The sequence below is a fragment of the Dactylosporangium sp. NPDC000555 genome (genome assembly GCF_040300025.1).
Taxonomy (GTDB): Bacteria; Actinomycetota; Actinomycetes; order Mycobacteriales; family Micromonosporaceae; genus Dactylosporangium.
Map to the genome: position 1 here is coordinate 1 of NZ_JBEPDB010000135.1, position 14,127 is coordinate 14,127.

General features: G+C 70.3%; 5 protein-coding genes, 2 pseudogenes and 2 CRISPR repeat arrays. Of the genes and pseudogenes, 5 read left to right on the top strand and 2 right to left on the bottom strand.

Features of this window, described 5'->3' with window-relative positions:
* Positions 1–366: pseudogene (locus tag ABT297_RS40865) on the top strand (serine/threonine-protein kinase); the annotation flags it as partial.
* On the opposite strand, the gene ABT297_RS40870 reads toward ABT297_RS40865, so the two are convergent.
* The gene (locus ABT297_RS40870) at positions 335–1,003 is read right to left on the bottom strand and encodes a hypothetical protein (protein WP_350558813.1); all 669 of its coding nucleotides are present in this window, start codon (positions 1,001–1,003) and stop codon (positions 335–337) included. The pseudogene ABT297_RS40865 and the gene ABT297_RS40870 overlap by 32 nt on opposite strands.
* Positions 1,004–1,292: 289 nt before the next feature.
* On the opposite strand from ABT297_RS40870, the gene ABT297_RS40875 reads away from it, so the two are divergent.
* Together ABT297_RS40875 and ABT297_RS40880 are read left to right on the top strand one after the other, a co-directional pair.
* Entirely contained in the window at positions 1,293–3,392 is a 2,100-nt protein-coding gene (locus ABT297_RS40875; RefSeq protein WP_350558816.1) for an N-6 DNA methylase, read from the top strand.
* A gap of 679 nt (positions 3,393–4,071) precedes the next feature.
* Positions 4,072–6,418: a CRISPR direct-repeat array (repeat unit 28 nt; unit sequence GTGCTCCCCGCGCACGCGGGGATGGTCC).
* A 437-nt stretch (positions 6,419–6,855) separates the two neighbouring features.
* Positions 6,856–9,054: a hypothetical protein gene (locus ABT297_RS40880; protein ID WP_350558819.1), complete on the top strand. Its 2,199-nt coding sequence runs from the start codon at positions 6,856–6,858 to the stop codon at positions 9,052–9,054.
* Between the two features lie 94 nt (positions 9,055–9,148).
* Here ABT297_RS40880 and ABT297_RS40885 read toward each other — a convergent pair whose 3' ends face one another.
* Entirely contained in the window at positions 9,149–10,063 is a 915-nt protein-coding gene (locus ABT297_RS40885) for a DMT family transporter (protein WP_350558822.1), read from the bottom strand.
* A 321-nt stretch (positions 10,064–10,384) separates the two neighbouring features.
* A CRISPR array of direct repeats spans positions 10,385–12,920; the repeat unit is 28 nt; unit sequence GGACCATCCCCGCGTGCGCGGGGAGCAC.
* Between the two features lie 564 nt (positions 12,921–13,484).
* Between ABT297_RS40885 and ABT297_RS40890 the strand changes: the two genes are divergently transcribed.
* Together ABT297_RS40890 and ABT297_RS40895 are read left to right on the top strand one after the other, a co-directional pair.
* Positions 13,485–14,012 carry a hypothetical protein gene (locus ABT297_RS40890; protein WP_350558824.1) on the top strand — a complete coding sequence of 176 codons (528 nt, stop codon included), beginning with the start codon at positions 13,485–13,487 and terminating at the stop codon, positions 14,010–14,012.
* 26 nt (positions 14,013–14,038) lie between these two features.
* A pseudogene (locus ABT297_RS40895) lies at positions 14,039–14,127 on the top strand (IS200/IS605 family transposase); the annotation flags it as partial.

Consider the following 14,127-nt stretch of genomic DNA (forward strand, 5'->3'; position numbering starts at 1 on the left):
CGCACCGTCACACCGCCACCCCCGGCTCGGCGCCCCGACCTCGATCCCGACGATGCCGCCGCGGAGGCCGAACAGTTGTACGCCGCCGGCAAGTTCCGAGCCGCCGCCCGGTGCTGGCGGCAACTCGCCGAGCGGCACGCCCAGCGGCACGGTCACGACCATCCGCTGGTGTTCGACTGCCGGCTGCGCGCCGCCCGCGCGCACCTGGCCCTCGGCGAACACGACCGGGCGACGCGCCAGCTCGAGCTCCTCCTGCAGGAGCAGATCCGGGTGCAAGGCCCCGACCATCCGGTGACCCTGGAACTGCGGCAGGAGATCGCCGAGCTACGCGCCACTACCCGACGCGCACCGACCGTGGATCGCTGAACCAGCGCGGTAGCAGTATCGCCTTCTGCTCCGGATACCCCGTGCCTGCGTAGTGGAACACGCGCGCACAGGTCTGCCCACGGATTTCGGTTGCCAGAGCACGGCGCGCCAGCGGCGAGTACATCGCGCTGTGCTTCAGCCAGGCTGCCTCCTCGCCGTGCGGATCGAAGCCACGACCGCTGGCCGCGTGACCGAAGGCATCGTGAACTGCGCGGAACATGTCGTTCTCGCCATCACTCAGGTACGGATGTGGATTGCCGGTGGCCGCGCTGGCATACACCCGCAGCCGCCGTCGGTGAACGTCCTGGACCATCGCCTCCGCATCCGGGTACGGATCCTCGTCGACGATCCGGACCGCCACACCCAGCCCGCCGAAATCGACCCGGCCCACCAGGAAGTGGTACTGCTGCACGGTCTGCGCACAGAGTGCGGCGTAGGCGGCGAAGGCCCGTTCGTCCCGGCGCGGCGCCGTCATGTATGCGTTCGCGATGGCCCGGCCCAGCGCCGGATCGAGACATACCCGCGGAAACTCCGTTGCGCGGCGGTGCCGCCTACCGAATCGGCGTGCGCCGTCGACCAGGTACGCGACCGGCTCGAAGCTCGATGTTGCCGTGGTTGACAGGGCGGATACGAGCAAGGATGTTCATGGTCCTCCTTCAGTCGTGAGGGCGGGAAACGTCCGGTGGGCCGGACGGCGCGTCGCGGGCCGGGTGCCCGATTGGCGCCGTCCGCTGCTCGCGACGCAGCAACTCGCCGAGGACACGGATCTCGGAGACTCGACGATCCTGGTGAACCTTGGCGAATTTTCCGATAGCGGTGCTGCGCCCACGCCGCGCCATGACCTCTCCCATCTGTGAACCGTCTCGTTGCAGCATGACACTTGTGAACTATGGCAACAAGAGGATGCTAGGTGATAGCGTTCACGTGTGACAAGCGAGCAGTACACCGCCATCGGGGACGCCACCCTCACCGCCAGCGGTATCGCACGCATGGCCAACGTCGGCCGGGCGGCGGTGAGCAACTGGCGCCGCCGCTACGCGGACTTTCCTGCTCCGGTCGGTGGCACGCCGACCAGTCCCAGCTTCAACGCCCACGAGGTCGAGCAGTGGCTGCGTCGTCAGGGAAAACTTCATCAGGCCGGCACCGAGCAGTGGGCCTGGCGGTATCTCGAGAGCTATCAGCCCGCGGCGCAGATCGGTGACGCCCTGGGCATCGCGGGTGCCTACTTGCTGGCCCGATCCGCCCAGCCCGCCCCCGGGGCCGGCCTGCTCACCCCGAAACAACTCCTCAACCAGCTACGCGCGATCGACCGCGGCCTCGCAACACTGGTCAGAGGTGTACTTCCGGACCGATGGGGACCACAACTGACCACCGTGCTGCGCACTGTCGACCAACTGGGGCTGGAGCAGGACCCGGAGACTGCCTTCGAGTACCTGCACAACCAGTACACAACATCCGCCCAGTCGATGTCCGGCCTGGCCAGCACCCCGGATGCGGTCGTCGAGGTCATGCTGACCATCGCCGGCCACGGTGCTCGCACCCTGGACTTCACCTGCGGCACCGGATCGATCCTGCGGATGGCTGCCGACCAGGCACTGCGCACCGGAACTGCGATCCACTGCCTCGCCCAGGAGATCAAGCCGCAGTACGCACTGATCGCCCTGCTGCGCCTGTGGTTCGTCCACCGGCGCGCACAGCAAGCCGGAGCCCCGACGGCACCACCCGTGCTACACGTCGGCGACAGCCTGCTCGCCGACGCCTTCACCGACGTGCGGGCCGAGGCCGTGGTGGCAAACTTCCCGTTCGGCATCCACGACTGGGGACATGACCAGCTCGCCTACGACCCCCGCTGGGTATACGGCATGCCCCCACGCACCGAACCGGAGCTGGCGTGGGTGCAGCATGCCCTGGCCCACCTCGCCCCGGGGGGCACCGCCGTCGTTCTGATGCCACCAGCCGCAGCGCTGCGCCCAGCCGGCCGACGAATCCGGGCCGAACTCGTCCGCCGCGGCGCCCTGCGCGCCGTCGTCGCGCTGCCCGCCGGCCTCATGCCGCCGGCCGGTATCGGCCTGCACATCTGGACGCTCATCCAACCCGACGAACACCAACTGCCCGCCGATCGAATCCTGTTCATCAATGCCGCCGCAAGCAGCCAACCGCTCACCGAACTGGTCGAGGCGGCGTGGCGCGACTACCGGTCCGGGCCCCACACCGATGTGCCGGGTATCCAGCGCGTCGTCCCCAGCATCGAAGTACTCGACGACCAGGTGGACCTGACCCCCCAGCGCTACCTGCCGCCACCCGGTGAGTTCGTCACCGATCCGGCCCGCACGAAGGCCAGCATCAGCGACCTCGGCCGGCTGCTCACCGAACTCCGGCACGGACTACCCGACGTGCGACCGGCAAAGGCGACGCCCCTCGGGAGCGCGCCACGGGCCAGCCTCGCCGACCTGGTCCGCTCGGGCAGCATGTCGATACTGCGCACAACCACCCGTACCCAATCCACCGGCAGCACCACCGACAACACAGTGCTGACCTCCGCCGACGTCCTCTCCGACGGCCCGCCGACCGGCACGGCAGCCAGCACTGCGGAAGACGACGACGCACCACGGGTACACCCGGGTGACCTCCTCATTCCCATCACCAGCCGCGAGATCGTCGTCCGAGTGGCAACCCCCAAGCAGGTCGGCGCCCAACTGGGACCGGGCGTACAGTTGCTGCGGGTCGATCCAACTCGATTCGATCCATGGTTCGTCGCCGGTGTTCTTTCGCGCGCCGACAACCTACGCGTCGCCGGGCGAGCATCCAGCTCCGGCAGCGGCACCCAACGAATCGACCTCAAGCGCCTCACCATCCCGGTGCTAACGCTGCAGGATCAACGAGCGTATGGGGATGCGTTCCGCCAACTGGCCGAGTTCCGCGCGGGGCTTGAACGGGCCGCCGCGGCAGGAACGGCACTTGCCCGCGAAATCAGCGAGGGCCTCGCCTCGGGCGCGCTCGTGCTCCGCGTCGACCGGAACGTTTGACGCGGGTCAAAATTACATCCGTCGTCGCCACCCCGTGCACGCTGGGTGGCCAAGGTCGTCTCGCTGCTGCGGGCGCCGAGGGCAACGGCCAACGGTACAAGGGTCGGGCGCAGGCCGGGGCGCGCAGACCTGCTTTGCCGACGAGGCGGGACACACGCTGAGACCAACCAAGGCCGCGCTTGGGCCACGCGGGGACACGCGCCCGTGGCCAAGTTGACCGGCCCTGGATCCGGCCGGATCTCTATCGCCAGCCTGGTGGCGCACAAGCCAGGTGCCCCCGGTGATCGATATACTGGGTCCGGCTGCCGGTGGGCGGGACCGTTCGTGTAATTGCGGGTGTCGATGCTCTGTTGCCGGTCGCGGACAGCGTGCTGGCCCGGGCGTGGCCGTCGTGTCACGCGGTCCGTCTGAGCCTGCTTCGTGTGCGGGATGAATGCGGTCGTGTGATGGTTGTGCTGTGCCTGAACTGCTGCGGGTGGAAGAATCGGAGCGCAGCGATTTGGTGGTACGGTGCTGTCCGTCACGGGCGGGGGTACGTTATCCGAGCGGTGTAGAGCTGGTGTGCAATGTATGTGACGGGGCGGCAGGTGACGTGTTCGTTGTTTGCTCCGGTATGGGTGGGCTGAACCAAGTGAACGAAATCCGGACTGTTGATCTATAGACCTCCAGGTCAATTAGTGTGCTCCCCGCGCACGCGGGGATGGTCCGCCCGGCACGGAGTTGCGCCGGGTCCTCGGCCTGTGCTCCCCGCGCACGCGGGGATGGTCCGACGCCGCCCGCCACCACGCCGACCGCAGCCACGTGCTCCCCGCGCACGCGGGGATGGTCCCTACCAGTTGCTGCCAGTCTGGCAGCGACGACAGTGCTCCCCGCGCACGCGGGGATGGTCCGCCGTCCTCGCTGCACCATCCGCCGTCCTTGAAGTGCTCCCCGCGCACGCGGGGATGGTCCGACGGCGGCGGCCCGGGCGGGCGTGCCGGCGACGTGCTCCCCGCGCACGCGGGGATGGTCCGGCGCCGATGCCCGCGAACACGGGCTGGATGATGTGCTCCCCGCGCACGCGGGGATGGTCCCGTCCCGGGCGGGTATGTCACGGTCGGGGAGACGTGCTCCCCGCGCACGCGGGGATGGTCCGTCCTGACCCACAGGACCCACTCACGCAACTCGGTGCTCCCCGCGCACGCGGGGATGGTCCCTTTGCCGCCGGAAAATCACCGGATGGCCATTCGTGCTCCCCGCGCACGCGGGGATGGTCCCCAGGGACACAGAGCCGTAGCGGCAAGCCGTAGGTGCTCCCCGCGCACGCGGGGATGGTCCTGATCACCCGGTTGTTTTCAGGCGGCAAAGCTGGTGCTCCCCGCGCACGCGGGGATGGTCCCAAGATCGCGCCGCCGACGAACAGGACAAGGGCGTGCTCCCCGCGCACGCGGGGATGGTCCGTACCTGCGTAAGGGCGCCTCGTCCTGATCCTGGTGCTCCCCGCGCACGCGGGGATGGTCCGTCGAACGCGCTGATCCACCGCTGGTCGCCGCCGTGCTCCCCGCGCACGCGGGGATGGTCCCTCCGCCTCCCCTGCGCGGGGGGACTCCTTGTCGTGCTCCCCGCGCACGCGGGGATGGTCCCTTGATCTCCGGCTCCGTCGCCAAGACCCCCGAGTGCTCCCCGCGCACGCGGGGATGGTCCCGACATCGTGGGCGACTGCATTACGCCCGGCGGGTGCTCCCCGCGCACGCGGGGATGGTCCGGGCAGGCCGTCTACGTCAAGGCGTCCAGCGTCGTGCTCCCCGCGCACGCGGGGATGGTCCTTAGCGTCGCCGTAGTCGAGGTTGACCGCAAGCGTGCTCCCCGCGCACGCGGGGATGGTCCGGCGATGGGCAACGGCTACCCCGGAGCCGCCCTGTGCTCCCCGCGCACGCGGGGATGGTCCGCACGGCTTCGTGCGCTACGCGTTCGCTGATGCGTCCTCCCCGCGCACGCGGGGATGGTCCTCACCCGGACGATCCGTCATGGCACCCGGGAATGTCCTCCCCGCGCACGCGGGGATGGTCCGGAAGGTGGCGACCAGTGACGCTCGGCCGTTACGTCCTCCCCGCGCACGCGGGGATGGTCCGCCGTCCACCGATCGGCGGAGGGTGTGCGGTTGGTCCTCCCCGCGCACGCGGGGATGGTCCCTCGACGGCGCCGGTGACGTTGGCGCGGGCGTGGTCCTCCCCGCGCACGCGGGGATGGTCCGCGACCGGCCAACGACCGCGAACACCCCGGCCCGTCCTCCCCGCGCACGCGGGGATGGTCCCACACCGGGCGGCGCGGGCGTGGCGGAGTCGATGTCCTCCCCGCGCACGCGGGGATGGTCCGGAGGCGGACCAGCGCGGTTGTGTGCGCGATCGGTCCTCCCCGCGCACGCGGGGATGGTCCTTCCGGCGCCATCTCGTTGAAGGTTGTCGACTCGTGCTCCCCGCGCACGCGGGGATGGTCCCCACCGGCCGTCGCGCTGCTCGAGCAGCGCCGCGGTGCTCCCCGCGCACGCGGGGATGATCCCTCGGCGTCACCACGCAGCTCCCAGCCCACCCCCGTGCTCCCCGCGCACGCGGGGATGGTCCCGTCACGTCGCTGCTGGTCACGACCTGATTCCGTGCTCCCCGCGCACGCGGGGATGGTCCTGACGACGTCCGGGGCCGCGATCGTCGTGTACCGTGCTCCCCGCGCACGCGGGGATGGTCCCTGGGTGGCGCCGAGCTCCAACGGCGCGGCGATGTGCTCCCCGCGCACGCGGGGATGGTCCCCACAGGCCCACGTACTCGCGCTTGAGGTCGGCCTGCTCCCCGTGCACGCGGGGATGGTCCGACGTAGGCGGCGTACCTCGCGATCCGCGAGGCGTGCTCCCCGCGCACGCGGGGATGGTCCGTCCACGCCCGGGATCGAGTTGGCCTTGTCGATGTGCTCCCCGTGCACGCGGGGATGGTCCGGCTGCTTTGACCTCCTCGTGACCAGGGCCGACGTGCTCCCCGCGCCCGCGGGGGTGGTCCCGTGTCCGCCGAGCGCTGCACCGGCCCTGGTGCGTGCTCCCCGCGTACGCGGATGGTCCTGCTGCTCAATCAGCCGCAGATAGTCATCTACCGTGCTCCCCGCGCACACGGGGGATGGGTCCCACGGCCTCCCACTGGTCGGCGCTCGGGTCGATTGTGCTCCCTGTGCGCGGGATGGTCCGAGCGGCGCGCACTGCTCGAGCGAGACGAGCGCGTGCTCCCCGGGCATGCGGTGGGCGACCTCCCAGCCGTACGCGCCGGTGCCGGCCAGCAGCGCCACGTCCCTGGCCCGGATCCGGGGATGGTCCGTCGCTGATCTCGACGTCGACGAACACAGTGCTCCGCGTAGTGAAGGTTACCGCTTTGGCGGAGCCGTTCCGGGGGCCGCCGGGGTGCAATTGAGGTTGTTGCGGCGGACCATCGCGAGGGGGCGGGCCATGCTGGCCGACGGGCAGGATGCCATTTTCGACCGTCTCCTCACCACGGCGTTGCAGACGCCCGAGATCGACGTTGCTCTTCGCAAGCGGGGTGCGCCGACTGCGGCTGAGCTGCGCCAGCGGGCGCTGGATCAGCGGGCGGTGCTGTTGGGCGGCGTCGCCGGGCTCGAGTCGGAATTTCGCCGGGCGGCCGCGGCGTCTGAAGCGGGCGCTCGTCGGCACCGGTGGACCGGCCGGGTACGACTGGTGGTCCTGGTCGTTGCCGTCCTGCTGACCCTCGCCGTCTCGGCGCTCGTCGGCATCGGTGCCGCGCTCGAGGAGGCCCTCAAACATCAGCGGCCGGTAGAGGTGGCGCAGGCAATCTTCGGTCCTTTCGTATTTCTCGGGATGGTCGGCGGGACCGTTTGGCTGACAAGGCAGATCGCGGCCCACGGCCGAGTCGTCGCGCTTTTCAATGACGGGTCCGGTGCGGCGCAGGCGAAGGCCTCCGCTAACCGCGCGGCGGTCGTGGCGGCGGTGATTCTCGTGGGAGTCTGTGTGGCAGGGGCGCTTCCGCGAGCGCTCTGGGAATTGGCCAATCACCGCATTGCCACGGACAACAGCGTGCCCGGCCGGTGGTACCTGATCGGTCTGGCCGTCGCGCTCGTGTACGGGATGTTGCTGATCCGCCCGTCCGATAAGGCGGCACTGCGCTCGGCCGAGTCGGCGGCGAACCAGGCGGCTCTGGCCTGGACGACCGCGCTGCTGCAGGACGCGATTTTGCCGTTGCTTCGGGCCGAGATCAACGCTGCGATCGAGCGCCGGTTTTCCACTACCCTGCCGGTCATCGACGCGGCCGGCCTGCGAGTGCTCACCGACGAGTCGTTCCACGTGCACACACCGGCTGCCGACCAGCTGCGGATCGCCGCCAGCAACATGGGCAGCGGTGGCGTGGCGCTGTGCGGACCGCGCGGTGCGGGAAAGACGTACCTGCTCACCACGTTCGCCGCGGGGCGGTACCGGACCGCCGACGATCCGCCCGATCATGCGGTCGTCGTGCCCGCGCCGGCGAACTTCGACCGGCGGGAGTTCATGTTGTACCTCTACGCCGAGGTCTGCCGGCACGTCGAGTCGGCGGGCCCGGCCGAACTGCGGCAGCAAGCGCGCGACGAACTGACGCGGATACGCCACCTGTCCACCTCGACGACCACGGTCCGCGCCTCGCTCGGCTGGCGGGGCCTCTCGGCCGGCCGCGACCGCGCCGCCGCGCTGGCCCGGCAGCCGCTGACCTACCCGGAGATCCTGGCCGATCTGCGGGCCTTCCTGAGCGTCGTCGCGGCCGCGGTGGCGCGGACAACGCCGGGCGGGGCCGGCGGGCGGAGGCCGCGGTTCATCATCGGCGTGGACGAGCTGGACCGGATCCAGCCGGCCGATCGGGCCCGCGACTTCCTGAACGAGCTCAAGGCGGTCTTCGGCGTCCGCGACTGCCTGTTTCTGGTGTCGATCTCCGACGAGACGCTGGTCGACGCGAACCTCGCCGAGCTGGGCCGACGGGACCTGTTCGACAGCGCGATCGACGAGGTGGTCCGCGTCGGCCACCTGTCCTACGAGACGGCCGGGCAAATTCTCGACCGGCGCGTCATTGATCTTCCCGAGCCCTTTGCCGCGGTGTTCTACTGCGTCTCGGGCGGGCTGGCCCGGGAGCTGCTTCGCACGGCCCGAACCGCGATCAGCATCGCCGGCGCCGTCCCCGCCGCCTCCCTGTCCGCGGTCACCGAGCATCTGATCCGGCGCGAGCTCATCCGGCTTCGCAGCAGCGCGATCGGGGCGTTGCGGACCGGCCCGTCGGCGGTACCGCTGGGATTGGCACGCATTCTCGCCGACGACACCGTCGCCGCGCCCGCGGCCATGCTGCGCGGCCTGGTCGAGCACATCGGGGGCCACAGCGAAGCCTGGGACGACCCGGTCGCCCGGACGCTGGTGGTGCGGGCCTTCCATCTCGACACCATCGCCGCGGTGTTCCGTGACGGACTGACCGAAGCGAATGTCACCTCCGCCCGTGATCCCGCCGCGCCGGGCTCGTTCGACGCGTTGGCGGGGGTCCACCGCAATGCCTCGGTGTTCGTCTCGGCCGCGTGGGCGACGCTGGACGCGGTCCGGCGGGCGTGGGACCAGCCACCGCTGCCGGAGTGGCGAGGCAGCGATCCCGCCAGCACATGAAGCGCTCAGCGGGACATGAGACGTGGCGCGGCCGAGATCGGTAATTACGTGGGGCCCGGGCAGGTGCTGCTGGTCCTGCCCAGGCCCCGGACGGTTAGCGATGCGAGCTGCGGGTGTCGAGCAGGATGGCGGCGGCGAGGAGCCCGGCACCGATGAATCCGGTCGGGCTGAGGCGGTCGCCGAGGATCAGGGCCGCCAGGACCGTTCCGACGAACGGTTCCAGCAACGCCATCAGCGCTGCGGTACCGGCCGGTGTGGTACGCAAGCCCCGGAGGTACAGGGCGTACGCCACAGCGGTCGGTGCAGTGCCCAGCAGGAGCAGCAGCCCGATGGAGGCCGGCCCCGGGATGAAGTTCACGCCAGATGCCACTGCGGCGAGCGGGGTGAGCACGGCCGCACCGGTGGTGAAGCCGAGCCCGGTCGCGGCGAGGTCGTCAAGGCCGGGAACGGGCCGGGCGCTGACAAAGGTCATCGTGGCGAAGCCGCCTGCCGCGAGCAGTGCGAGTGCGGCTCCGGCCAGCACCCTCGTGGTGGTGAGGCCGCCGGACGGTACGCCGATGAGCAGAACCAGACCGGTGACGGCCAGAGCCAGGGTCGCGAACATCGGCACGCTGGCCCGTCGCCGCCCGGTGACGCACTCAGCGGTCAGCACCAGGACAGGTGACGCGCCAATAGTGAGCAGGGTGGCGAGGCTAACCGTGGTGAGTGACACCGCGGCGAAGTAGCAGGCTTGGAAGACGGCGGCGAGCAGTCCGATCACGGTGATCCGGGTCCAGGCGTACCGGCCGCGTGGCAGCGGCCGTCGGATGAGCACGAGGGAGACGATGATGAGGGTGCCGCCGACGGCGAGCCGGTACGCGGCCACCGCCAGCGGTGACAGCCCGGTTTCGTGGGCGAGAAGCCTGCCGGTGAGGCCGCCGGTTCCCCACAGCACGCCTGCCAGGACAAGCAACCACAGGCCGGTGGCCGAGCGTTGAGCGGTGGCCACCGGGTGTTTGGAGACAAGCATGAAGAATCGCTCCTGCGACGAGAAGGAATGAAGGTCGCGGAAGCGGGACGTACCGAACTCAACGATGCGTGAACCGCGCGTTCAGCCCACACAACGGCTGGACGCGATGAGCGGAGTCGCCCCGCTCAGAAGCGCGGCGGCGTGATGATGTCGAAGGTCCGGCCCATGATCGAATCCTATTTACTGCCGGCGAACAGCACCACCGTTTATCGGGGGGCCAGGGGCGCACTGCCCACATCCAGGCTGACGTGCATGGCTGGCATGGGGTGGTCCACACCGTGATAACGGCGACGCCGTCGTGTTGGTCAAGCACATAGCACCGGACCATCCCCGCGTGCGCGGGGGAGCACGAATTCCAGCTCGGCGCCCGCGGTGCCGGCCCGGGACCATCCCCGCATGCGCGGGGAGCACACGCACGCCCTGGCGGAACCCGACGCTGGTTGCGCCGGGACCATCCCCGCGTGCGCGGGGAGCACTAAATAGATGGGCGGTAGCTGATGGCTGTCGAGGGACCATCCCCGCGTGCGCGGGGAGCACAGCGCCGACCTGCGGCCGGGCCCGTTCGGCCAGGGACCATCCCCGCGTGCGCGGGGAGCACAACACGTACACGTTGGTCTCCGCCGGGAACACCGGACCATCCCCGCGTGCGCGGGGAGCACTACAGCTCGCACAACTGCTCGCGCGTGGGCAGCGGACCATCCCCGCGTGCGCGGGGAGCACACGTTCTCCCGCGAGACGGACATGTTCGGGTTCGGACCATCCCCGCGTGCGCGGGGAGCACACGCTCCGGGTGATCGACCTCGACGTGCACCCAGGACCATCCCCGCGTGCGCGGGGAGCACCCTCCCGGGCGCGGCTGGCCAGCACCGTCCACCGCGGACCATCCCCGCGTGCGCGGGGAGCACAGCGAGGGCGAGGTCGATACGTGTGAGCTGGCCGGACCATCCCCGCGTGCGCGGGGAGCACAAGTTGAACCCGTACTTGCCTGCGGCCTGGCAGGGACCATCCCCGCGTGCGCGGGGAGCACGGCGTGCCAATCCTGCAAATGCTCGCCAATCAAGGACCATCCCCGCGTGCGCGGGGAGCACAGCGTGCCCGAGCTGCTGGGCATGAAGTTCGAGGGACCATCCCCGCGTGCGCGGGGAGCACATCGCGTTGAGCGACGCGTCCCGGTGCTCGTACGGACCATCCCCGCGTGCGCGGGGAGCACCTGTTCCCCCGGCACTTCGACACGGTGAATTACGGACCATCCCCGCGTGCGCGGGGAGCACATCCCGCCGTCACGGCGACTACCCGGCGGGCTGGGACCATCCCCGCGTGCGCGGGGAGCACACCGCCCCGCCCAACCGCCAAACGCTGGCAAGCGGACCATCCCCGCGTGCGCGGGGAGCACGTCACCCCGTCCTTGAATGTGCGCGCGAAGTCGGGACCATCCCCGCGTGCGCGGGGAGCACGACGGCGCCGCCGCCCGCGACCGGCAACGCCACGGACCATCCCCGCGTGCGCGGGGAGCACCCTCGACGGACCGGTTCAGCAGCTCGTCGCCGGGGGACCATCCCCGCGTGCGCGGGGAGCACCCGTACGCGATGCCCCGCGCGACGTGGACCTCGGGACCATCCCCGCGTGCGCGGGGAGCACAGGCCGGGCCACAGCGTGCCCTTGATCCAGTCCGGACCATCCCCGCGTGCGCGGGGAGCACATATCAAGGAGGTGGCGCCTGATGGCGCGCAAGGGACCATCCCCGCGTGCGCGGGGAGCACCTCCGGCGACCCTCCGCCGCCGGCGGCAACCGCGGACCATCCCCGCGTGCGCGGGGAGCACACCGGGTCGATGTTGAGCAGGGCGCGGTAGAGCGGACCATCCCCGCGTGCGCGGGGAGCACGGCGGCGCCATCGCCCAGATCGCCGCCCTGGTGGGACCATCCCCGCGTGCGCGGGGAGCACGGCCCCGGCGTGGCAACGCGGCGGGGCTTTCCCGGACCATCCCCGCGTGCGCGGGGAGCACCCGAGGGCGAACTGCTGGGATTGTCGCCACGGGGACCATCCCCGCGTGCGCGGGGAGCACGGCAACGAGGGCGGCGAGACGGCGCACGTCGGCGGACCATCCCCGCGTGCGCGGGGAGCACGCCGCGACGACGACGTCGGAGCCCTCGATCCCCGGACCATCCCCGCGTGCGCGGGGAGCACCACGCCGGGGGAGCTGCGTCGCGCGCTGATCGCGGACCATCCCCGCGTGCGCGGGGAGCACTCAAGAAGGACTGGGGGCAGCGCTGGTCGGGTCGGACCATCCCCGCGTGCGCGGGGAGCACGCACACCCGGCCCGCTACTTGGCGGTGAGCATCGGACCATCCCCGCGTGCGCGGGGAGCACCGATTCTCTTCATGGGTGTCGAACCCGTGTTGGGGACCATCCCCGCGTGCGCGGGGAGCACCTGCTCACTCTCACGTTCCGTCAGCCTAGGGCCGGACCATCCCCGCGTGCGCGGGGAGCACACCCGTCAACGCATCAAGGCGCATGGAGTGTCAGGACCATCCCCGCGTGCGCGGGGAGCACCCACCTTCGTCGTACTGCAGGTGCCCGTCGGCCGGACCATCCCCGCGTGCGCGGGGAGCACACCGTGTCGACGCCGATCGACGCGCAGAACTCCGGACCATCCCCGCGTGCGCGGGGAGCACTTGGCGGTGTCGGCGAAGGTTCCGCCGAACTCGGGACCATCCCCGCGTGCGCGGGGAGCACTCACCGATCGCGGGAGGTCGGGGTGACACTTCAGGACCATCCCCGCGTGCGCGGGGAGCACTTCGTGACGTCGATGACGAAGTCGCCGCCACCCGGACCATCCCCGCGTGCGCGGGGAGCACACTAATTGACCTGGAGGTCTATAGATCAACAGTCCGGATTTCGTTCACTTGGTTCAGCCCACCCATACCGGAGCGAACAACGAACACGTCACCTGCCGCCCCGTCACGTATATTGCACACCAGCCCTGTACCGCTCGGATAACGCGGCCCCCACCCGTGACGGAGAGCACCGTACCACCAAAATCGCTGCCCTCCGATTCTTCAACCCGCCGCAGTTCAAGCACAGCACACCATCACACGGCCGCATTCATCCCCACACACAAAGCAGGCTCAGACGGGTGGCGTGACACGACGGCGCGGTCAGCGCGGCGTCCGTGATCGGCAAAAGCATCGACACCGCCATGAAACTGGAAGCGGTCCCGCCCGCCAACAGCCGGCCCCAGCATATCGATCGCACGCCCGCACACGTCAGCCGTGAAACTCGGGGCGGCGGCGGCAGACGTCCGCCCCGTCAGCGCTACAGTATCCGGCCGTCATCGACGTCGTCCGAACCTGGGGGAGAGGCTTTATCGTTGGCCGGGCGGCGGCCCCCGCGTGGTGGCACGACCGGATTAAGATCTGGGCATGTCGATCGCCCGGGGGAAGGTCGCCGCTACAGGCTTCGCCGTGGTCACGCTGGCCGCCGTCGTGGTCTACAAGTTCGTGCTCCAGCCGCTGTACTGGCGTATCGAGCCGGAGGCGTTGAGCATCTGGGCCAGCATCCTGACGTTCGCGCTGGCTCCTATCGTGCCGGCGCTCGGCTATCTGTGGCTGACCCGTTCTCTGCGGCGCCCGCCGGCGACGTTCGAGCTGTCCCCGGCCGGGACGGCGTTCGTCGTGCCGGAGTCGCCGGTGCTCCGTGGCCTGCTGGCCATTCTGCTCATGTTCGAGGCCGGTAATGTGCTCCCGGCGGCGCGGGTGCCGGACACCGACCGGATCAGCCTGACGATCGCCCCGGAAGCCGCCGCCGTTCTGGTACCCCTGGCCGTCGTGCTGGCGGTCATCGCGCTGGTGCTGCTCTGGTTGCCAGGCCCGTCGCTGATCAAAATGCGTAGCGCGCAGACCCCCGGCTTCAGCCGTGGGGTTAGGGCATCAACTCCGCACGAACAGTAGATAGATACGTGCTGTATACCGTTTCTGTGTCCGTCACCCTGCGGTCGAACAGCAATGTCGTCTTCCAGTGCGCCTTCCACGTGGTGTGGTGCCCGAAGTATCGGCGACGGGTGCT

Excerpts from the sequence above, each read along its gene's own strand:
- ABT297_RS40880 (WP_350558819.1), top strand. The coding sequence starts at position 6,856 with ATGCTGGCCGACGGGCAGGATGCCATTTTCGACCGTCTCCTCACCACG.
- ABT297_RS40885 (WP_350558822.1), bottom strand. The coding sequence starts at position 10,063 with ATGCTTGTCTCCAAACACCCGGTGGCCACCGCTCAACGCTCGGCCACC.
- ABT297_RS40890 (WP_350558824.1), top strand. The coding sequence starts at position 13,485 with ATGTCGATCGCCCGGGGGAAGGTCGCCGCTACAGGCTTCGCCGTGGTC.